Raw genomic sequence first — 21,044 nt, 5'->3', positions numbered from 1 at the left:
AGTATCACCCCGGATCATGCCAGACTCACCTGCCTTTGCCCATGGTGCAGTGGGTGGAAGGCAATGGCAGGCAGTGTTTTTTCAGGCTTAATCGTTCGGCGGATAAGTCCGTGGGTAGGTAATCCTGTCCGATGGGCCGGGCGCATGGGGCGAGCCCTTCTTGCCGCATCCGCTCAAAGGCAGGGCAAGAAGAACAAGCGCCAGAAAGCCCAAGGTGAAGCGTGTCATGCCTGTGGCGTCCTTTCGGGGCTATTTGGCTGCGCTATTTGCTGAGGTGGAAGGTGCATCCGCCGCAAGGGCTTTCTGCCATTTCCGGGCTTCCCGCAGAACATTGGTGGAGGCGGTGCCGCCCTCGCTGGTGCGGGAGGCAATGGAGGCTTCAACAGTCAGAACGGAATAGATGTCATCCGTAATGCCCGGTTCTTCCGCCTGCATTTCAGCCAGAGAAAGATCCGCCAGATCAACGCCCTTTTCTTCAGCCTTGGCAACCAGACGACCTGTTACATGGTGTGCAGTGCGGAAGGGCACCTTGAGCACTCGTACCAGCCAGTCCGCAATGTCTGTGGCCGTGGAGTAACCCGAGCCTGCCAGAGCCCGCATCTGCTTTGTGTTGGCCGTCATGTCCCTGATCATGCCGTCACAGGCGGCAAGGGACAGGGTGGCGGCATCGGTCGCAGCAAAAACGGGTTCTTTGTCTTCCTGCATGTCCTTCGCGTAGGCCAGCGGCAGGCCTTTCATTACCGTCAGCAGGCTGACAAGGCTGCCGGTAATGCGGCCCGTTTTGGCGCGTACCAGTTCGGCAGCATCCGGGTTGCGCTTCTGCGGCATGATGGAAGAGCCGGTGGTGAACGCATCAGACAGACGGATGAAGGAGAAGGGGGAAGAACACCAGATAACAATCTCTTCCGCCAGCCGGGAGAGATGCATGGCCATGATGGACAGCGCGGACAGATATTCCAGCGCAAAATCTCGATCAGACACAGAATCGAGCGAATTGGCGGTCGGGCGGTCAAAGCCCAGCAGGCCAGCGGTCATGCTGCGGTCAATGGGGAAGGACGTTCCCGCCAGCGCGGCGGACCCCAGTGGGCATTCGTTCAGGCGTTTGCGGGTGTCAGCCAGACGGCCCCGGTCACGCGCCAGCATTTCCACATACGCCATAAGGTGATGGCCAAACGTGACAGGCTGCGCGGTTTGCAGATGCGTGAAGCCGGGCATGGGGTCTGCGGCGTGTTCTTCTGCACGGCGGGCAAGGGCCCGCATCAGGGAGGCCACCTGCTGGTCCACCCCGTCAATGGCGTCACGCACCCACAGGCGGAAATCTGTCGCTACCTGATCGTTACGGGAGCGGGCGGTATGCAGGCGTTTGCCCGCCTCGCCAATCCGATCGGACAGGCGCGCTTCGATATTCATGTGAATATCTTCCAGCGCTTCTGAAAATTCAAACCGGCCCGCTTCAATATCCTGCCCGATGGCGGTCAGACCATTGCGGATGGCAGTTTCATCATCCTTGGAGATGATGCCCACATGCGCCAGCATGGCCGCATGGGCGAGTGATCCCGCAATATCCTGTTTCCACAGGGCTTTATCAAAGCTGATGGAGGCGTTGATGGCCTGCATGATCTCTGAAGGGCCACCGGCAAAGCGGCCGCCCCATTGCATGTTGGCATCTTTCTGTGATGCGGTTTCTGTCTTGCTTGCGCTGCTCAGAGACATGTCATGCCCCAACCCGTGTCCTTAAACCTGATACGAAAGCACGCACCCTACTGATGCGTGCCCTGTGGCGCAAACGCTAGACGCAGGGCATGATGCATTCCAAGCCTGTTGTGGGGGCGGGGCTGCCCTGTTGCGCGGAATGGTTTCTGCCCGACAGGAGTGGCCGTATCCTCCGCAGGAACAAGGACTTGAATTTCAGGAGCTTCTTATAATGACTGCCACAAAAAACCTTGAAACCTTTGGTGTGATTGATCCAGGCACCAACATCCTGCTTGAAGTGATTCGCTCCCCCAGCGCTATTGAAGCCGTAAAACGGCTGGAAGAAAAAATGCGGGGCGCGGAGTATGTGGCATCTCGCACCTATGCGCAGGGCGGGGAAGAATCGCTCAACGGCACGGACCCCGTTTATTGGGTCTATACGCTTGACGACTCCGGCTTGGACGCCGAAGGCCTGACCCGTGATGATGCCGGTCTGGTGCGTGAAAGCGCCGATGAAGTCGGCGTATTTGTCTCTTCCCCCAAAGCTACCAGCTAAGAGGCTGCGCGTAGCGCGTCTGCCCTATCGGGCGGATGGGGATTTTGCGTCTGCCTCCTCAATCGGACGGCAGGCGCACAATAAGGAGCATTTTTCGGACGAATCTTGTGAGGCGTCCGGTTCAGAATGAGAATGACGGAGGGCGTGGCTTTACGCCTTTCACCGCAAGAGCGTAGCGGAAAGCGGCTGCTCAGCTATGGTTGTCCTGCTCTCGCGTACGGCGGCGGGGTGGATGGCCTTCTCAGGTGAGGCGATCACTCGTTCAATAGGGGCGAGTTTTGATCCAACTTTAGGAGCAAGGTTGAGTAGGGCCACGTTCGAAAGGCGCTTTGTGATCGGCACCCGCGAGGAGAACACCGGCAAGGAAGACCTTTCGGGACGATCATTCTGAAAGGGTTGGCTGTTCAGAGCTGGTTTGTTCCGGGCTGCCCCTTTCAAGAAGAATGGATTTTCCTTGCTGGTGGTGTCTGCTAACGCCGCCATCAGTATGCGGGTTGCGGCAGAATGATAGTGAAAGAGCAGGATTGAGAGAGGGCATGACGGGCGAGGCAATGACGGACGAGAAGGAAGCGCCCTGCGTGGCAGTTTACGGAACGGATGGCGGCGGCCCGTTTGTGTTGGTCAGCGATCACGCTGGGCGGGCTGTGCCTTCTTATCTGGCTGATCTGGGCGTGAGCGCCGAAGACCGTGCCCGCCATATTGGCTGGGATATTGGCATAGACGGTGTGGGGCGTGCTCTGGCGCAGAAGCTTCAGGCCGTGCTGATAGAACAGGTTTATTCGCGGTTGGTGATTGATTGTAACCGCGCGCCCGGCCACCCCACCTCCATTGTCAAAATCAGTGATGGCACACCAGTTCCAGCCAACCATGCGCTTACGGCGGAGCAGATTGCGTATCGGGAAGATACCATTCTCCATCCTTACCATGCGCGCATTACGCAGGAGCTGGATGCGCGGCTAAAGGCAGGGCGACCGACCGTGGTGGTGGCGCTGCATAGTTTTACACCGGAAATGGGCGGCCTGAAGCGCCCGTGGCAAGTAGGGTTGCTCCATAATCATGATAAACGGCTGGCCGTTCTTCTGATGGAACTGCTGCGCAAGGAAGGGCTGACCGTAGGCGATAATGAGCCTTACGCCCTGACAGATACCTCTGATTACACGGTTCCCACACATGGAGAAAAACGGCAGTTACCACATGTGGAAATTGAAATCCGACAGGATCTGATTGATCACCCCGCCGGGCAGGAGGAGTGGGCTGCACGGCTGGCGCGGTTGCTGCCGCAGGCATGGGCGCTCTTCTGCCAGACCTATGGGGTAACACCTGGTGCGCAAGCTGATGCGGAAGGGGCTATGGCATGACCGCACACCCGAAAATGCCTCCTTTGCCTCGCCAAATTCTGACAGGCAAAGCCCGGCTGGCTGGCGTGCTGGGCTGGCCCGTTTCGCACTCACGCTCACCCGCGCTGCATAATTACTGGCTTTCCCGTTATCAGATTGATGGCGCGTATGTGCCCTTGCCTGTGGAGCCCGCCCATTTTGTGCAGGCGGTGCGGGGGTTGCAGGCCGTGGGGTTTAGAGGGGCTAACGTGACCCTTCCTCACAAGGAAGCAGCATATGCCATAGCGGATGATCTGGATCATTCCGCGCTGCGTGCCGGGGCTGTGAATACGCTGGTGTTTCAGCCGGATGGGCGTATTCGCGGGGTCTCCACGGATGGGGATGGTTTTGTAGCCAGCATGGAAGCGGAAGGACTGGCCCCCAAAGGGCGTGCCCTTCTGCTCGGGGCGGGGGGCGCGGCCCGCTCGGTCGCCGCAGCGTTGCAGGATCATGGCATGGAGGTGGCTGTGACCAACCGCACGGCGGAGCGCGCGGAACAACTGGCCGAGGCTCTGCCCGGACTGGGCGTGGTGCCGTGGTCCGTGTGGGAGGAGCAGCTTGGCGCGTATACCCTGCTCGTCAACACCACATCCCTTGGTATGGAAGGCGGACCGGACCCGATGTTCCGGCCCAGCCTGCGCCATGCCGCCCGCCATCTGGTGGTGGCGGATATTGTTTATGTACCGCGCCTGACACCTTTGCTGGCCGAGGCAGAACAGCACCGCCTCAAAACGCTGGGTGGGCTGGGAATGCTGTTGCATCAGGCGCGTCTGGGCTTTCGGGAATGGTTCGGGCACGACCCGGAAGTGGATGCTGATCTGGAAGCCTACGTGCGCGCCAGCGTCTGAGCGGAACAAAGGCAGGGCAAGACGTGCGTACGCATCGGGGCATGCATATTCTGGGGCTTACAGGCGGCATGGGCATGGGCAAAAGCACCGTGGCCACCATGTTGAAAAAAGCGGGGATGCCTGTTTTTGATTCGGATGAGACCGTGCGCCGCCTGCAGGCCGATCATGGTCCTGCATTGCCTGCCATAGCCAGACTGGTGCCGGATGCCGTGCAGAATGGGCGGTTGGATCGTGCCGTGTTGCGGCGCGCTGTTACAGGCAATCCGGGCTTGTTGAAGCAGCTTGAACGGGTGATTCACCCCATGGTATGGGCAGCCCGTAACCGTTTTCTGGCCCACTATCGGCGTGTCGGCACGCCGTGGGTGGTGCTGGATGTGCCCCTGCTGTTTGAGACCGGGGGCCAGAAAATGTGTGATCATGTTCTGGTGGTCTCCGCTCCTGCCCGGGTACAGGCGGCGCGCGTGGCGCGGCGGCGCGGGGTGCCTATGGCCGAAGCCCGAAAGCTGATTGCACGCCAGATGCCGGACGCCAGAAAACGGCGGCTGGCTGACACAGTGATAGAAACAGGCGTGGCGCTGCCCGAAACCAGACGGCAGGTGCGCTGCTTACTCAAGGCATTGAAGCAATGAAACGTTCCATCCTGTTTGATACGGAAACCACCGGCCTTGATCCGGCCACCGGGGACAGGGTGATTGAAATTGCAGCGGTGGAACTGGTGGGGGACCTGCCCACCGGCAAAAATTTTCGTGTCCTGATAGACCCTGAGCGTGACGTGCCGGAAGAAGCCTCCCGCGTGCATGGGTTCACGGCGGCGGATCTGGAAGGGCAGCCCAAATTTGCCGAAATTGCAGATGAGTTTCTGGCCTTTATTGGCGATGACCCGCTGATTGCCCACAACGCACGTTTTGACTTTGGCTTTCTGAATGCGGAACTGAAGCGCGCGGGCTACAAGCCGCTGGATATGGCGCGGATGGTGGATACGCTGGACATGGCGCGGGAACGTTTTCCCGGCATGCCCAACAGCCTGGATGCGCTCTGCCGCCGCTTTGGCGTGGATCTGTCTGCCCGAACCACACATAATGCGCTGCTGGACTGCAAGCTGCTGGCCGATGTGTATCTGGAGCTGATGGGCGGCCGTCAGCACGGGTTGGGGCTGGTGGCGGATGGTGAGCAGGCCCCCTCCGTCACATATGAAGGCCCGGCTCAGCGCCGCGTGGTGCGCGTTGTGCCCACGGCGGAGGAACTGGCGGCACACGCCGCGTTTGTTGCCAAGATCAAAGAACCCGTGTGGAACGCGTAACGGTTTCCTGCTTCAGTTTTTAAAAAACTGTGGTCATTTGTTGAGTCTGCCATGTTTCTTCTTTCTGGAAAACATGGCACAACAAACAGACGCTGCCTCTGGACCCCCGGAAATTTTGCGGCCCGTCTGTTTGAAGTAAGGAGCCTCTTGATGCGCTCTGCATCTGTTCGCGTTGTTGCTGCCTTGGCCCTGTGCGGCTCGTGGTCCCTTACCGCGTGTGCCCAGTCTCCGCTGGGACCTGTAACCGGCGAGGTTTCTTTCCACACACGTTCTGCTGATCTGGGTCTGGGCTACACATGGGGAACCGGGGTGCTGACCTACGGTGGCCGCACATATCCTTTTTCCGTCAAGGGTGCTTCTGCCGCAGCGGTTGGCTATTCCTCGGGTGATAGTGTCGGCAAGGTGTACAACCTTCAGCGGATTGAAGATTTTCAGGGCACCTTCTGGGCGCTTTCAGGAGAGGCCACGGTGGGTCGCGGTGTAAGCGGTGTGCTGATGGAAAATGATAACGGCGTGCGCATCCGGCTGGATTATACCCGCAGCGGAGCCCGCTTTGCTGCGTCTCCTTCCCGTTTGACCGTCCGTCTGCTCAAGCCGTCCAAACCCGCTACGGACAGCGCACACCCGGCACCGGCTGCGCATTCCTGATCGGTTTTACAGTTTTCGGCTGATATTTCAGGCAGCCCAATAAAAAAGCCCGAACATCGGATGGTGGTCGGGCTTTTTCTGTTTCAGGAGCCGGAGCGTTGTCTGGACTGGTTCACTGCGCTTGCGTTGAGGAGGTGAGCACAGATTCAAAGGGCTTCAGGTTGCCGTCACTCGGGTTGGCGGGAATATGCAGAAGCGCCATGACAAGGGAATAGACATCCACGTTGTCAAACGGAGGCAGAACCTGATGCTGCTTGAAGTCAGGGCCGTGCGCAACAAAAAGAGCGCTCATATCCGGCAGGGCAGGATCATACCCATGTTCGCCACGAATGGGGGCTTTTGACGCATCGGGCGTGGTTTCCAGAATAACCCACCCTTGCTGGGCAAGGCAGATATAGGCGGGAACACGCGGGTTTGTACCGTAGTGGAAGCGGGCGGGGAGAGCCTCCTTTTTCCAGCATTCCATATGGTCATGCGGGCGCAGCAATGCTTTTTCCAGCTTTGCCTGCTTACCGGGAAGGGGATCAACCCCGGCATAGGCCCCGCCAGTCACCCACCTGTAGCTGGAAGAGGGCGCAACCTTGTCCATTTCAATAATTTGGCCGTTGCCCACACTGGCCATGCCGTGGTCAGCCACAACAATGATATCGGCTGGAATGTGACGCTTCTTCAGACCGTCCACCAGACGGCCAATTCCCGCATCCACATCCTGAAGCGCTGCGTTGACCTCAGGAGACTCCGGCCCGAAATGATGGCCCGCCGTATCAACCACGTTAAAATACAGGGTTGAAAAATGCGGACGCTTTTCTGCCGGGGCATCATACCAGGAGAGCAGTTTGTCCACGCGGTCCGTGTCAGACATCTTGTAGTCAAAGGGCAACCATTCATCGGGCCGTGTATCATGCACGGCACTTTCAGAGCCGGGCCAGAACAATGTTCCCACATTCAGGCCATGCTGCTTGGCTGTGACCCAGATCGGGTCGGCTTCACTCCACCAGAAGGAATCCGTGCTCCGCATGGTGAATTTCTGGCCGGGATGGTCCGGATCATAAAAGGTGTTGCCAACAATCCCGTGGTGATCGGGCCGCAGGCCCGTGACCAGCGTATAATGATTGGGGAATGTGATGGAGGGAAAAGACGGGTGCATGCCCTCCGTGGTTACGCCATCCTGCGCCAGAGCCTGAATATGGGGTGTCAGCCCGCGGGATAAATAGTCCGCACGGAACCCATCCAGAGACACCAGAATAACGGCAGGTGGTCCCTGCCAGGCAGTGGTGGATGTGGGGGAGGAAGCGCAGCCACTGGTGAGCGCCAGAAGAGCCGCGCCTAACAGGCTTGGAAGGAATTTTTTCATGGAGCCAAGTGTAACAGTGCCACCCGTGGCGCTACAGATATTATTGCGCGATGGGTACGACATTTTCATGACATGTTTGACGAAATGGCCAGATGAAAATGGTCGCACAAGCGGCGATGGCGGGCTCACTTCGCTGTATCGTTGCTATGGGGGCAAGGACTATTGTGGCTGGTCAGTAAGAGGCTGATTGAGCCGCTGACCGTTGAGAGCGCCGGGTCTTTCTTCTGAAATAGGTGAGGGAGAGAACGCGGCTCTAAAAGCGTAGTCGCGTGTTCTCTGGCAAAACACAGTGTATTTCGCTGCAAAAGATGCGCCAGACCATTCTGGCGTGCTTTTTAAACGGTCTCTTGTCAGGCCGTTTCTGTCAGAAGGCGCACCGTTCTGGTCAGCACGACGCGTTCGTCAAACAGGGCGAGGGCACGCGCGCGGGCGGCGGTGCCCATCTGAGCCCGAAGCGCGGCGTTCTGTGTGAGGATACGCAAAGCCTCAGCTAGTCGGGGCGCGTTGGCGGGAGGAACCAGCAGGCCCGTTACGTTCTGCACCACCTGTTCGCGCGGGCCGCGGATATCGGTGCTGACCACGGGCAGTTCTGTCAGCATGGCCTCAATGATGGACATGGGCAGTCCCTCAAAGTGGCTGGGCAGCGTAAAGATATCAGCCGCCGCCAGAAGGGCGGGAATATCCGTGCGGTAGCCAAGGCATTTCAAGCGCGGGCCGAGGGCAATGCGGGCCTGTTCAAAACAGGTATCCAGCATGCTGCCATGGTCGGACGGCAGGCGTTCCCCTACCACCCAGAGTTCTGCCTGCGGCACGGCGCGCATGGCTTCCAGCAATTCCGGATAGCCTTTGTGGCGCACCAGGCGGGAGACAACAATGATAACGGGTGTATGCTCTGATGTGCCCACTTCCCGCCGGATACGCGCGCGCGCGGCATCATCAGGGCGGAAGCGTGTACTGTCCCGCCCGTTACCAATGGCGATGGGGTGCGGATGAATGTGGAGACGGCGTGCGTCCTCAGCTTCTTCCTGTGACACCGTCAGGAAAATATCCGTGACATGCCCGCAGAGTTTTTCCAGCACCAATGCCAGAATACGGCGTGTGTGCGAGCCGGGTTGATTGAACAGAAACCCATGGCATGTGTAGGCAATACGCGGCACGCCGCACAGCTTTGCTGCCAGCCGCGCCAGCACGCCGCTTATGGGCATGTGTGCGTGGACCAGATCAGGCTTTTCGCGCCGTATGAGGCGGACAAGCGCCAGAAAGGCGCGGGCCTGCGCCAACGGGGAAAAGGACCGCGCAAATGGCTGGGCCTCCACCCGGAAACCTTCCGCGCGCGGCTGGGCAAGAAGAGGGCCTTCCGCGCAGACCCCCACCACATCATGGCCGTCTTCCCGCAAGGCGCGCATCAGCGGCAGCAGGAAATGGGTGAGTGAAAAATCGACGTTCGTGATTTCCAGAATTTTCACGACACCGCGACTTATTCACTCACCAGAGACAATGCCCAGCGGATAGGCGGGCAGAGCGGTGGTTGCAACGCGGCCTGCGGCGTCAAGCTGGAAGGAGCAGAAACCGGCTCCGCACTAGAGGCGCGAGCGGCTTCTGCCTTTCTGGCCTGCCGTGCCGCAGCGGCTTCTGCCGCCGGGGTGCGGTTCTGTTCGGCAAACAGGGATTCCGCCATGCTCGCGGTGTTCTGCCGTGGTGTGTAATGCAGATGCGCAACCCCGGCGAGCAGAGAGGGCACGCTATCGGCTGGAGGAGGATCGCGCATGATCGGTGCGTATTCATCCTCTTCTTCCTGCAGGGGAGACTGCTCGGCCGCAGGCTCTTCCTGCAAGGGCGGAAGGGGTTCTTCTTCTTCCGGCAAAGGGGAGAGAGAGGCGTCATCCTGTGGGGGGGCGCTCGGCTCTTCTGGTATGAAAGGGGGAGCGTCGTTGGCCGTGTCCTGTGGCTCCAGAACGCCCGTGTCTTCGGCCACTGGCAAGGAGTCAACCGCGTGTTCTGCTGGCGCTCCCTCACCATTTTCCACGGAAGCGGCGCTTTCTTCTTCCACGGGCGGCGGTTCCGGCTCAGGGGGCAGCGTGGGGAACAGAACAATCTGGAGCGTTGCCACCCGTTCCGGGCCACCCAGATACACGCTCTCTTCTACGCTTGCGTGAGCATCTGACTGGAAGAGCCAGCTTTCTTCCTGCGTATAAAGCAGAAAACCATTTTCTACCTGCTCAACCATAACTTCGGGGTGCAGATGGAACCTGACACAGAAATCCGCCCGCGTGCCGCCATGCAGTGTTTCCTCACCCCGGAGGGTCTGGCCATCCTTGCCCAGATAAAGCTGGCGGGAATAGAGGCCACCGCCTTGTGGCTGATAGCCATCATGCGTCATTTGCAGCCAGTGTGCGCCATCCTGCGTAACATGGGTGCGGGTGATTTTTGGCCGTTTGATAACGGCCCCCGTGGCGTCAACCACCATGGGGGAGATATCTGCAAATTCCAGCACGGAATGCGCTGCCGCCTGCCGCAACGCCTGAGCCCATCCGCGTTGGGTGCTGGCACCACAATTAACAATCAGGCGTTGCCTGCCAGACGAGAATTCAAAGGATAACATGCCCGCGTGGGCGGTTTTGTCATGCCCCGGCGCGGCAGGGGCACCTGCATCCACAAGCAGCAGAGCACGCCCACTGGCCAACCGCAGGAAGCCAGTCTCCGGCAGGCTTGCGGCCAGAACGCGGCTGCGAGAGGCCCGGTTGAGCACATGTTCTACCAGCAGGGGGTTTTGTTCCGCACTGCCGTTAAACAGCATCAGCCCGCCGTCTCCATGGCGCATGGCGCGCAGGGCGGGAGCAGCGCGGTTTGCCGCTTCCATTAGAGTGGTGGGGAGCGGCAGGCGCGCCAGTTGAAGGATGCTGAGCATTTCAGCCAGTTCACGCACAGCCTGAAACTGGTCTTCCGGGCAGCGGGTTACAGGGCCACCATCCGGCAGAAACTGCTCGCTGATAGCGTTATCAATCAACCGGAGATAGCGGGAGAGAAATTCCGGCTGATCTGGAATGGCGACAGCAACCGCAAGCAGGCCTTTCAGGGCGGTCAGAGCATGCCAGCCTTGTACCTCTTCGGGCATGAGAGCCATGATGGAGCGGGCTTCCATCATGAGAGCTGCCATCAGGGATTTCCGAAATCCGTCATCAGCGGCGGCGGCAAAAAATTCGTAATAGGACAGCCATGCGGCCAGACGTGCGCCGGTGATGGACGGGTCGGAAATGGGGCGGTCGGCCGCAGGCATGGCAATCCATGTTGCCACCAGACTGCGTGCTTTGATGCGGGCGGATTCTGCCCCCAGTTCCCGCAGATCCCGCAGCCAGACAAAGCTTTGCAGCCATCTGCGGTAGGCATCCGGCCATGCAGGATTATCCCACTGCCGATGTTGCAGGTTGCGGAGCTCGCCTTGAAAAAGCGTCTGGTTGCGCACCAGTTTTTCGCCCACAATTGCATCACCGGGCCATGGGTCCCGCAAGGTCTGGGCCGGGCCTTCCGGCACACGGCCAAAGCCGCCCAAGGGATTACGCATGGCGTAGGCAAGGCGGGCGGTTCGGGTCCAGCGGCGCAGGGGCATCAGATGGTGGGTGCTCCGGGGCTAGAGGTGATCTGACTGCGGGGGTTCAGAATAAACGCCCCACAAGACGAAAAAGAAGGTTCAGGATACGGTAATTTCTTGCCGTAATGCGGCAATAGCGGCGCTGTAATCCGGTTGGGCGTAAATGGCGCTGCCTGCAATCAGCACGTCTGCCCCTGCCGCAATGGCCTGAGGCGCTGTGTGAGAATCGATCCCGCCATCCACTGCCAGCCGGATATCCCGTCCACTTTCCGCAATCATCTGGCGGAGGCGGCGGATTTTGGGCAACTGGCTGGACAGGAATTTCTGGCCGCCAAAGCCGGGGTTCACGGTCATGACCAGAATAACGTCCACCATATCCAGAATTTCGCTTATCGCTTCCGGCGGCGTGGCAGGGCAGAGCACAATGCCCGGCTTGGCACCCAACGCACGGATCTGCTGGAGGGAGCGGTGTGCGTGCGGCCCGGCTTCAATATGGATGAGAATATGATCGGCCCCGGCCTTGGCAAAGGCTTCCAGATACGGGTCTGCCGGTTCAATCATCAGGTGCACGTCAAAGGGCAAAGTGGTGCGGGGGCGCAGCGCTTTGACAATTTGCGGGCCGAAGGAAATGTTGGGCACAAAATGCCCGTCCATCACATCCAGATGGATCCAGTCCGCTCCGGCTTTGATAACGGCGTCAACTTCTTCACCCAGACGGGCGAAGTCAGCGGCAAGGATACTGGGGGCAATGAGCGGGCGCGTTAAGGAAGTCATAAGACTGGTTATCCGCAATCCCGCCGTGCCGCGCAACTCCGTTGAGTGGGGTTTTAACGTCTTTTCTGCGTTGTGATGGTATCACGCTTTGGGCAACGTAAACCGGGCCGCAAAAAAGCCGTCCATTCCGCCTTTGTCAGCCCACAGGCCGGGATGCGTGCGCAGCCAGCCTTCCGGTGTCAGCGCTTCGGTCAGAAAAGGCAGTTCTTCTGGCGTGAAGGGTGAAGGTTCCAGCCCCATGGCCGCTGCCGTACGGGCGCGGGCGGGCCCTTCTTCCTCTTGCAGCGAGCATACGGCGTAGATCAGCCGCCCACCCGGTTTGAGCATGGCTTTTGCTGCTGCCAGAAGACGGTCCTGCCCGGCGGTCAGGGCTGTAAGGTCGCGCGGGCGTTTGACCCACAGCACATCCGGGTGGCGGCGCGCCGTGCCTGTGGCGGAGCAGGGGGCATCCAGCAGAATGGCGTCAAACAGGGCGTCCGGTTTCCATGTGGCGGCATCGGCCTGCACAATCTCTACGGGGTAGGACAGGCGCGTCAGATTTTCACGCAGGCGGGTCATGCGGTTGGCGTTCTGTTCAACCGCAGTCACGCTGGCGCCTGTTGCAGCAAGCTGGGCGGTTTTGCCGCCCGGTGCGGCGCATAGATCGGCCACGCTTTCACCCGGCTGGGCGTTCAGTAGGCGGGCAGGGAGCGTTGCAGCGGCATCCTGCACCCAGAATGCCCCTTCCTCATACCCCGGCAGTTCCGTCACGCGCGTCCCGGCGGGGAACCGCACAGATCCGTTGGGCAGAACTTCTCCGCCTTCAGGCACAGGCGCGCCGGGGCGTAGCGTGATATCCAGCGGCGCTTCCTGACTGATGCCACGGGCAATGGCGCGCGGCACACCTTTGCCGAGGGTGCTCCATGAACTCCACAGCCATGCGGGAATATCCAGCCGTGCCTGATCAAGCCCTTCAAGCAGGGCCGGCCCCTGATCAGCCACCTTACGCAATACGGCGTTAGCCAAGCCTGCAAAGGGAGCCAGCTTGCGGCGGCGCAACAGAGAGACGGTGGTGCCTACTGCGGCATGGGGTGGTGTTTCAAGAAACAGCAGTTGGGCGCAGCCCATCATCAGCGCCACGCGTACAGGTTCCGGCGGTTCCTTACGCAGAAATGGCTCCAGCACCATACGCAATGTGCCCATATGGCGCAGCGTGGCGGCAGCCAGACGATGTGCCGCGGCCCGGTCACGTGGTGGGGCGTCATGCTCCGAAGCCGAGCGTGAGAGGCTGTTTTCCAGCATGCGGCGGTGTTCCACCACGCCGCACAGGATATCAAAGGCCACATCCCGCGTCGGATCAGCAGGCTGAGGGGCGTTTCCCGGGCGGGAAGCGCCGCGCTGTCTGGGTTTGCGGGGGCGGGATTCTGCTGTCATCAACTCACTATCAGGTCTGGCTATCGGGTCTGGCTAAAACGTAAAAGGAAGCGCGCTGAGGCTCAGGCCACCAGCAGCACGCTCTGGGCTTGGCAGGAAGGCGCGCCTTTGTCCAGAAAGCGGCGCAGGGCAAGCGGATAAAGCCGGTGTTCTTCGTGCAGAACACGTGCCGCCAGATCATCCGGCGTATCGCCGGGGAGCACAGGAACGGCGGCCTGCCCCAGAATGGGCCCTTCATCCATGCCTTCCGTTACCAGATGCACGGTGCACCCATGAATGCGCACTCCGGCTTCCAAAGCCCGTTCATGCGTGTGCAGGCCGGGGAAGGAGGGGAGCAGGCTGGGGTGAATGTTCAGCATCCTTCCCGCCCATGCGGTGGTCAGAAACGATGTTAGCAGGCGCATGTAACCGGCAAGGCACACGGCTTGCGCGCCAGATTCTTCAAGGCAGGCATGAATGGCCTGCTCATGGGCTGCGCGGTCTTTCCCGAAGGGACGGTGATCTATGGCTTTGGCAGGAAGGCCAGCCTTGCGCGCCATGTCCAGACCCGGAGCCTGCGGGTTGTTGCTGAGAACAAGACAGATACGGGCTGGAAAATCCGGCGCTTCACAGGCGTGGATCAGGGCGGTGGCATTGCTGCCCCGGCCGCTTAAAAGCAGGGCGACCGGTGTTTTTTCAACACTCATGCTGCGTGAAAATCCGGACAGGCCTTCATGCGCAGGCCAGCTTTGGCTGTGCTCTCTGCTGCTTTGGCAATATGGCCGATCAGCGTTGCGGTTTCACCCATGTCTTTCAGGCTGGCCAGAACCTCATCAGGCTTGGGGGTTGCCAGCACCATGCCAACGCCGCAGTTGAAGACGCGCAGCATTTCATCATTGGCGACATTGCCGGTGCGGGCCAGCCAGTTGAACACGGGGGGAACCGGCCATGTGGCATCAATCACGGCATCAAGCCCGTCTGGCAGGATGCGGGGCAGGTTGCCGGGCAGCCCGCCACCAGTAATGTGGGCGGCTGCATGCAGCAGGCCCGCACGATGCAGGGCCAGAACCGGCTGTACATAAAGGCGTGTGGGCACCAGCAGGGCTTCACCCAAATTATGGCCCGGTGCAAAGGCGGCGGGGTCTGTCCATGCCAGATGGGCATCGGCCACAATGCGGCGCACCAGAGAAAAACCGTTGGAATGCACGCCGGAGGATGGCAGGGCGATCAGCGCATCCCCTTCGGCAATGGCGCCCGGCAGCAGGGCGTTCCGTTCAGCCGCCCCAACCGAGAACCCGGCCAGATCATAATGCCCGTCTGCATACATGCCGGGCATTTCGGCGGTTTCACCACCCACCAGCGCGCAGCCTGACTGCTCACATCCCTGCGCAATGCCACGTACAACCTTGGCTGCGTTTTCTACAGACAGACGCCCCGTGGCGAAGTAGTCCAGAAAGAAAAGTGGCTCCGCGCCCTGCACAATCAGGTCATTCACGCACATGGCCACCAGATCAATGCCCACGGTTTCGTGCAGGCCGGTATCAATGGCCAAGGTCAGTTTGGTGCCTACGCCATCAGTGCAGGAAACAAGAACGGGGTCCTTGAACCCGGCGGCTTTCAGATCAAACAGCGCGCCAAAACCGCCTAGTCCTCCCATGGTGCCGGGGCGGTCTGTTGCCTTGGCAGCCGGGCGGATGGCGTCAATCAAAGCTTCGCCTGCTTCAATATCCACGCCAGAGTCACGGTATGTCAGGGGAGAAGGCGGGGTGTTGGCAGAATTGGACGTCATGCGGGCGCTCTTGGTCTGAATAAGGGGTCGATGCAACAGGCAGGGTAGGGTAGCTTCCCTGCGGACAGTCTTTACGGCAGGTGAAGCGACACGCAAAGCGGCATGAAACGGATTGTAGGAACAAAAGCGGCGTCAGACGCCCCTAATGGCCCGGAAAGGGAGGCGGATGCCCCCGTGCAGCCCGGTGTGGGGGCCGAAGATATGGCAGGCGTGCCACCAGCGCAGTCTTCCGCACCGGGTGCGGAAAGCAGGCGGGAGCGTGCGCGCGCCGAGCAGATTGCCCTGCCGTTTGCTTATCGCCCCCGATTCGGTAGGTCCGATTTTGTCGCGGCCCGTTCCAATGCGGCTGCGCGGGCGTGGGTGCTGGATGCTGAAGCCCTGTGGCGCTGGCCGGAGGGACGGATGGCGCTGTGGGGAGCAAGCGGCACCGGCAAGACACACCTGTTATCCGTTTGGGCGGCACGGCATGGTGCGCCTGTTATTGAAGGCAGCCGCCTGAACGAGCGGGATGTAGCTGATCTGTTCAGCGAGGGCGGATTTCGGGCGCTGGCGCTGGATAATGCGGACCACGTGCGGGATGAGCATGATCTGCTGCATCTGATCAATCTTGTGCGGGAGCAACGCATGGCGTTGCTGTTGGCCGCACGTTTGCCCCCCGCCCGCTGGGCAATCAGGTTGCCTGACCTTGCCAGCCGTGTGCGGGCAACGGCTTCCGTCCCGATCGGGCAGGCGGAAGAAGAATTGCTGCACCGCCTGTTTCTGCGCCTGTTGGCGGAGCGGCAGATTGTTGTGGCGCAGCCCGTTACGGAGTGGCTGCTGCGGCGCTTGCCCCGTAACGCCCGGGCTATCAGGGATATGGCCGCGCTTCTGGATCAGGCAGCGTTGGCCTCGGGTGGTAAAGTGACCCGTGCACTGGCTGGTTCCGTGCTGGAAACCCTGCTGCAACAGGAAACAGACCGGGACTGAACGTCTGGTCTGGCAGCATGGGCTGCATTTGATGCGCCACAAAACATGCGCCTGCAAACTGCATGACAGGCTTGCTCTGAGGGAGCGACTGAGCCAAAGTCGGCTCACCGAATGTTATGGTGTAACATTATTGCAGAAAGAGTAATTGAAACATGGCAAAAATTTTGAGGCACGCACTTGTGCCCATGGCACTGCTGGCCTGTGCGCCCGCCATAGTGCCCTACGCCCATGCTGATGAAGGCATGTGGACCATGGATAACCTGCCCGTAAAGCAGATGCAGGACCGGTATCACTTCACGCCATCCAAAGAGTGGATTGATCGTGTCACCAAGGCGTCTGCCCGGCTGGCGCTTGGGTGTTCCGCTTCTTTTGTCTCAGCAGATGGGCTGGTGATGACCAACCATCACTGCGCGAATGAATGTTTGCAGCAACTATCTGACAAGACTCACAACTATTTTCAGGACGGCTACAGCGCCAAAAATCCGGCGGCTGAACAGCGCTGCCCGGCGATGGAGCTCAACCAGCTTGATTCCATCACGGATGTGACGGACCGCATGCAGGCAGCCCTCAAGGGCAAGGAAGGCGAAGCCTATACCAAGGCGCGTCAGGCAGAAGAAAGCGCCATTGAGAAAGAGTGCGCCGGTGCGGACGCCAAGACGTGGCGATGCGATGTGATCAGCCTGTATCATGGTGGGCGCACAGCGCTGTATCGCTATCGGCGGTATCAGGATGTGCGTATGGTCATGGCGCCAGATCAGAACACGGCCTTCTTTGGTGGGGACCCGGATAACTTCAACTTCCCGCGCTATGACCTCGATATGGCGTTCCTGCGGGTTTATGAAAACGGCAAGCCCGGCAAGGTTGCGGCCTATCTGCCGTTTGATGCGGAAGGCCCCAAGGATGGAGAACTTGTGTTCACATCCGGCAACCCCGGTTCCACCGAGCGCGAAGTGCCACTGGCTGATCTGGAATTTTCCAGAAACGTGACAGTGCCTTTTGTTATTGACAATTACTCTGCACTGGATGGCGCTTTGTGGCAGTACAGCCGCGAAAGTATTGCGCACCATCAGGAAGCGCAGGAACGTATTTTTGGGATTGAAAACAGCCTGAAAGTGTATCGTGGGCGCGTGCCGGTGCTGGCCGACCCCAAACTGCTGGACGCCAAAGCCAAAAGCGAAGCCAGTTTGCGTGACTGGATCAACGCGGATGAGGGGCGCAAGAAAACCTATGGGGACCCATGGGCTAAAAACGCACAAGCTCTGGCCGTCAAACAGCAGATTTTCAAGCCGTACATCATGCTGGAAGGCTCTTTCGGCCTTCAGGGAGATCTGTTCTCCTACGCCAAGCTGCTGGTGCGTGGCGCATATGAACGCCAGAAGCCCGATGCCGAGCGCCTGACCGCGTTCCATGATGGCCGTCTGCCTGCGCTGGAAGCGGAACTGGGGTCCATTGCTCCGGTCTATCCTGACCTTGAAAAAACGGAGCTGGCATTCTCGCTCACCAAGCTGCGGCAGGTGCTGGGCGCGGATGATGAAAGCGTCAAACAGGTGCTGGGCAAGGCGGCTCCGGATGATCTGGCGGTCTCTCTGGTCAATGGCAGCAAGCTGGCAGACCCCAAAGTGCGTCTGGCGCTTTGGAAAGGGGGCGCAAAAGCCATTGAGGCCTCTCAAGACCCCATGATCGTGCTGGCCCGCAAGATCGAGCCGCAGGCGCGTGCGCTGCGTAAGCGCATGGATGATGAGGTGGCAGCGCCATCCCGTCAGGCAACGGAAGCCATGGCCAAAGCCCGTTTTGCACGTGATGGTGTTTCTTCTTATCCGGATGCCACTTTTACGCAGCGTCTGTCCTTCGGGCAGGTCAAGGGCTGGGATGAAAACGGCAAACAGGTTGCGCCGTTCACGACCTTCGCGGGGTTGTATGACCGCGCCACTGGGTCTGATCCGTTCAAGCTGAGCAAGCCGTGGCTGGACGCCAAGGGACGGGTGAACCTCAAAACACCGTTCGATTTTGTCTCCACGAACGATATTATTGGTGGCAACTCAGGCTCTCCGGTGATTGATGCGCAGGGTCATGCCGTTGGCCTGATCTTTGATGGCAATATTCACTCGCTGGGCGGGGATTTCTATTATGATGAAAGCACCAACCGCGCCGTGGCCGTGGACAGTGCTGCCATTCTGGAATCGCTGAAGTCTGTTTATAAAAATCAGGCGCTGGCGGATGAACTGGTTAAAGGACACCTGTAAGCTGTTCTTTCTTCCAGCTTTTATCTGCCCCTCAACAGCAGGCCCGCCGGGGAAATCCGGCGGGCCTGTTCCGTTTTGTGATGGGTGCTGCTGACACAAAACCGTAACATATCGGGCGCTTTTCCTGTGCAAATGCTTTGCAGTATGCTTTGCTTGGGCAAAAGAAACGGGCTGAATGAGCGTCATTCGGCCACCGGAATGTGACAGTGGCGAGGGAGAAATATTTGTGACGGCACAGGGGAAGCAGCGACCAAAATCCACCGGTGCCACGCGGCCTGCCCGCAGGCGGCGCGCCACACAAACCACACCCCGCGCCCCGCGCGCACCCCGCAAAAAAAATGTTCCCCCACCAATTACTCTGGAAACCCCGCAACGGTTCATCAACCGTGAGCTTTCCTGGCTGGATTTCAATCAGCGCGTGGTGGAAGAAGCTGATAATGCCCGCAATCCCCTGCTGGAGCGCCTGCGGTTTCTGTCCATCAGCGCCAGCAATCTGGATGAATTCTATTCCGTGCGCGTGGCCGGTCTGGTCGGTCAGGTGCGTGAAGGGCTTGTTGCACTTTCCCCGGACGGCCTGACACCCGTTGAGCAGCTTGAAGCTGTGCGGGAACGCTGCGCCGCCCTGCTGCGGGAACAACAGCGTATCTGGACAGAACTGCGTGGCCTGCTGAATGAGGCTGGCGTTGTGCTGTGTGAGCCGGATGATTTGTCCGCCGCAGACCGTTCATGGCTTGAAACCTGCTTCATGGACCGTGTTTTCCCGGTTCTGACCCCTCTGGCAGTGGACCCGGCGCATCCATTGCCCTTTATTCCCAACATGGGGCTGGCGCTTGGTCTGCGCCTGCTTTCGGCCGAGAACGGCGCGTTCGCCATGAACGCTCTTATTCTGTTGCCCGCACAGGTTGAACGCTTTATCCGCCTCCCCACTGAGCCAGGTGAGGCTACCGGCACCCGTGTTGTGCGGTTTATCCGTCTGGAAGATCTGATCACCTTGTGCATGGACAAACTTTTCCCCGGTCTGACGGTGGGGGAAAGCGGCATGCTGCGCGTGGTGCGCGACACGGACGTTGAGTTTGAAGATGAGGCCGAAGACCTTGTCCGCTCATATGAAAGTGCGCTTAAGCGGCGCCGTCGCGGCGTGGTCATTCATCTGGACATGGAAAAACGGGTGCCAGCAGAACTGGCGGACGCCATAGCCTCCGGCCTTGATCTGCCATCCGAGGAAATAGCCGTCCATTCCGGCATGATCGGCGTGGTGGATCTGAAGCAGATGATTGTGGATGACCGCCCCGATCTGCTGTTTACCCCCTACACACCGCGCTTTCCTGAACGGATACTCGACTTTAATGGCGATTGCTTTGCCGCCATCCGCGCCAAGGATCTGCTGGTGCATCATCCGTTCGAGAGCTTTGACGTGGTGGTGCAGTTCCTGCGTCAGGCAGCGCTTGATCCGAACGTGATTGCCATCAAGCAGACCTTGTATCGGACATCGCGCGACTCTCCCATTGTCAAAGCGCTGATCGAGGCCGCCGAGGCCGGGAAATCTGTTACGGCCATGGTGGAACTGCGGGCGCGCTTTGATGAGGAAGCCAATATCCGGCTGGCCCGTGCGCTGGAAGCTGCCGGAGTGCAGGTTGTGTTCGGGTTTGCTGACCTGAAAACCCACGCCAAGCTCAGCCTTGTTGTGCGCAGGGAAGGCGGACAGGTTCGGTCTTACGCGCATTTTGGCACCGGCAACTATCACCCCATTACCGCCAAAATTTATACTGATCTGTCGTTCTTTACCTGCAAGCCGGAACTGGCGCGGGATTCCGCCCGCCTGTTCAACTATGTCACCGGCTATGCCCTGCCTGCGGAAATGGAAGCAATTTCCTTTTCCCCCATCACCATCCGCCGTACGTTGGTGGAACTGATTGAGGAAGAGATTGCCCATGTCAAAGCGGGCAGACCCGGCACCATCTGGCTGAAAATGAACTCGCTGGTGGACCCGGCGTTGATTGATCATCTGTATCGGGCGTCCTGCGCCGGGGTGAAAATCATAGGGGTCATTCGCGGGATCTGTTGTCTGCGGCCGGGCGTGCCGGGTCTTTCAGAAAACATCCGGATCAAATCCATTGTCGGGCGTTTTCTGGAACATTCCCGTATTTTTGCTTTTGGTAATGGCCATCGTCTGCCATCTCGTTACGCCAAGGTTTACCTGTCCTCAGCCGACTGGATGACACGCAACATGGACTGGCGTGTGGAAAGCATGGTGCCGGTCACCAATCCAACCGTGCATGCACAGATGGTGGGGCAGATCATGGTGTCCAACCTCAAGGACAATCTTCAGTCCTGGATTCTGGAACAGAATGGCGCGTGGCGCAGGCTGACACCTGGTGCGCGCCCGTTCTCCGCGCATGAGTGGTTCATGACGCATCCGTCCCTTTCCGGCAGGGGGTCTGCTGCGCATGAAGCACCCATCCGTACACCGGCGTCTCTTCCGTCTTCAAAGGATCTGATGTTTGATGAGTGAACAGG

19 protein-coding genes are annotated in these 21,044 nt (G+C 59.6%); 9 read left to right on the top strand and 10 right to left on the bottom strand.

Going from position 1 to position 21,044, the window contains the following annotated elements; translation table 11 throughout:
* Positions 1-87 precede the first annotated feature (87 nt).
* Together AD948_RS18430 and argH are read right to left on the bottom strand one after the other, a co-directional pair.
* Positions 88-228 (bottom strand): hypothetical protein, encoded by a 141-nt coding sequence (locus AD948_RS18430; protein ID WP_166443778.1) that lies wholly within the window; start codon positions 226-228, stop codon positions 88-90.
* A gap of 21 nt (positions 229-249) precedes the next feature.
* Entirely contained in the window at positions 250-1,713 is a 1,464-nt protein-coding gene (gene argH / locus AD948_RS15770) for an argininosuccinate lyase (protein ID WP_061472627.1), read from the bottom strand.
* 211 nt (positions 1,714-1,924) lie between these two features.
* Here argH and AD948_RS15765 point away from each other — a divergent pair, with 211 nt between their 5' ends.
* The gene (locus tag AD948_RS15765; protein WP_039903225.1) at positions 1,925-2,248 is read left to right on the top strand and encodes a hypothetical protein; all 324 of its coding nucleotides are present in this window, start codon (positions 1,925-1,927) and stop codon (positions 2,246-2,248) included.
* 159 nt (positions 2,249-2,407) lie between these two features.
* On the opposite strand, the gene AD948_RS15760 is transcribed toward AD948_RS15765, so the two are convergent.
* Entirely contained in the window at positions 2,408-2,731 is a 324-nt protein-coding gene (locus AD948_RS15760) for a hypothetical protein (RefSeq protein WP_061472626.1), read from the bottom strand.
* A 68-nt stretch (positions 2,732-2,799) separates the two neighbouring features.
* On the opposite strand from AD948_RS15760, the gene AD948_RS15755 reads away from it, so the two are divergent.
* From AD948_RS15755 to AD948_RS15735, 5 genes are all read left to right on the top strand, one after another.
* Positions 2,800-3,606, top strand: a complete 807-nt coding sequence (locus AD948_RS15755) for an N-formylglutamate amidohydrolase (RefSeq protein ID WP_156479066.1) — start codon at positions 2,800-2,802, stop codon at positions 3,604-3,606.
* A complete protein-coding gene (locus tag AD948_RS15750; RefSeq protein ID WP_061472624.1) occupies positions 3,603-4,472 on the top strand; it encodes a shikimate dehydrogenase in 870 nt (289 codons plus the stop codon). Before AD948_RS15755 ends, AD948_RS15750 begins: the two co-directional genes overlap by 4 nt.
* A gap of 41 nt (positions 4,473-4,513) precedes the next feature.
* On the top strand, positions 4,514-5,101 hold the full coding sequence (gene coaE, locus AD948_RS15745) for a dephospho-CoA kinase (RefSeq protein ID WP_061472623.1): 588 nt from the start codon (positions 4,514-4,516) through the stop codon (positions 5,099-5,101).
* A complete protein-coding gene (dnaQ, locus tag AD948_RS15740; RefSeq protein WP_006557236.1) occupies positions 5,098-5,772 on the top strand; it encodes a DNA polymerase III subunit epsilon in 675 nt (224 codons plus the stop codon). The genes coaE and dnaQ overlap by 4 nt, the downstream gene beginning before the upstream one ends.
* Positions 5,773-5,922: 150 nt before the next feature.
* Positions 5,923-6,420, top strand: coding sequence for a hypothetical protein (locus AD948_RS15735; RefSeq protein WP_061472637.1), 498 nt, complete (start codon positions 5,923-5,925; stop codon positions 6,418-6,420).
* A gap of 112 nt (positions 6,421-6,532) precedes the next feature.
* Here the strand turns inward: AD948_RS15735 and AD948_RS15730 are convergent, their stop codons facing one another.
* The 7 genes from AD948_RS15730 to purM all read right to left on the bottom strand — a co-directional run bounded on the left by AD948_RS15730 (position 6,533) and on the right by purM (position 15,318).
* Positions 6,533-7,837, bottom strand: coding sequence for an alkaline phosphatase family protein (locus AD948_RS15730; protein ID WP_248846067.1), 1,305 nt, complete (start codon positions 7,835-7,837; stop codon positions 6,533-6,535).
* 287 nt (positions 7,838-8,124) lie between these two features.
* Positions 8,125-9,240, bottom strand: a complete 1,116-nt coding sequence (locus AD948_RS15725; RefSeq protein ID WP_061472621.1) for a glycosyltransferase family 4 protein — start codon at positions 9,238-9,240, stop codon at positions 8,125-8,127.
* An 11-nt stretch (positions 9,241-9,251) separates the two neighbouring features.
* Complete coding sequence (locus tag AD948_RS15720) at positions 9,252-11,381, bottom strand: heparinase II/III family protein (protein ID WP_061472620.1); 2,130 nt, start codon at positions 11,379-11,381, stop codon at positions 9,252-9,254.
* Positions 11,382-11,462: 81 nt separating this feature from the next.
* Positions 11,463-12,137 (bottom strand): ribulose-phosphate 3-epimerase, encoded by a 675-nt coding sequence (gene rpe / locus AD948_RS15715; RefSeq protein WP_061472619.1) that lies wholly within the window; start codon positions 12,135-12,137, stop codon positions 11,463-11,465.
* 81 nt (positions 12,138-12,218) lie between these two features.
* Positions 12,219-13,550, bottom strand: coding sequence for an RsmB/NOP family class I SAM-dependent RNA methyltransferase (locus AD948_RS15710; protein WP_061472618.1), 1,332 nt, complete (start codon positions 13,548-13,550; stop codon positions 12,219-12,221).
* Between the two features lie 62 nt (positions 13,551-13,612).
* On the bottom strand, positions 13,613-14,236 hold the full coding sequence (gene purN, locus AD948_RS15705; RefSeq protein ID WP_061472617.1) for a phosphoribosylglycinamide formyltransferase: 624 nt from the start codon (positions 14,234-14,236) through the stop codon (positions 13,613-13,615).
* Positions 14,233-15,318, bottom strand: coding sequence for a phosphoribosylformylglycinamidine cyclo-ligase (gene purM, locus AD948_RS15700; protein WP_061472616.1), 1,086 nt, complete (start codon positions 15,316-15,318; stop codon positions 14,233-14,235). The genes purN and purM overlap by 4 nt, the downstream gene beginning before the upstream one ends.
* A 201-nt stretch (positions 15,319-15,519) precedes the next feature.
* On the opposite strand from purM, the gene AD948_RS15695 reads away from it, so the two are divergent.
* The 3 genes from AD948_RS15695 to AD948_RS15685 all read left to right on the top strand — a co-directional run bounded on the left by AD948_RS15695 (position 15,520) and on the right by AD948_RS15685 (position 21,039).
* Positions 15,520-16,284: a P-loop NTPase family protein gene (locus AD948_RS15695; RefSeq protein WP_058989033.1), complete on the top strand. Its 765-nt coding sequence runs from the start codon at positions 15,520-15,522 to the stop codon at positions 16,282-16,284.
* A gap of 152 nt (positions 16,285-16,436) precedes the next feature.
* Positions 16,437-18,527: a S46 family peptidase gene (locus tag AD948_RS15690; protein ID WP_061472615.1), complete on the top strand. Its 2,091-nt coding sequence runs from the start codon at positions 16,437-16,439 to the stop codon at positions 18,525-18,527.
* Between the two features lie 175 nt (positions 18,528-18,702).
* Entirely contained in the window at positions 18,703-21,039 is a 2,337-nt protein-coding gene (locus AD948_RS15685) for an RNA degradosome polyphosphate kinase (protein ID WP_156479062.1), read from the top strand.
* The last annotated feature ends 5 nt before the right edge of the window (positions 21,040-21,044 follow it).

It is taken from the genome of Acetobacter senegalensis (genome assembly GCF_001580995.1).
GTDB lineage: Bacteria > Pseudomonadota > Alphaproteobacteria > Acetobacterales > Acetobacteraceae > Acetobacter > Acetobacter senegalensis.
The sequence above is the reverse complement of the archived record's forward strand: the minus strand, read 5'-3'. Positions and strand labels throughout refer to the sequence as shown.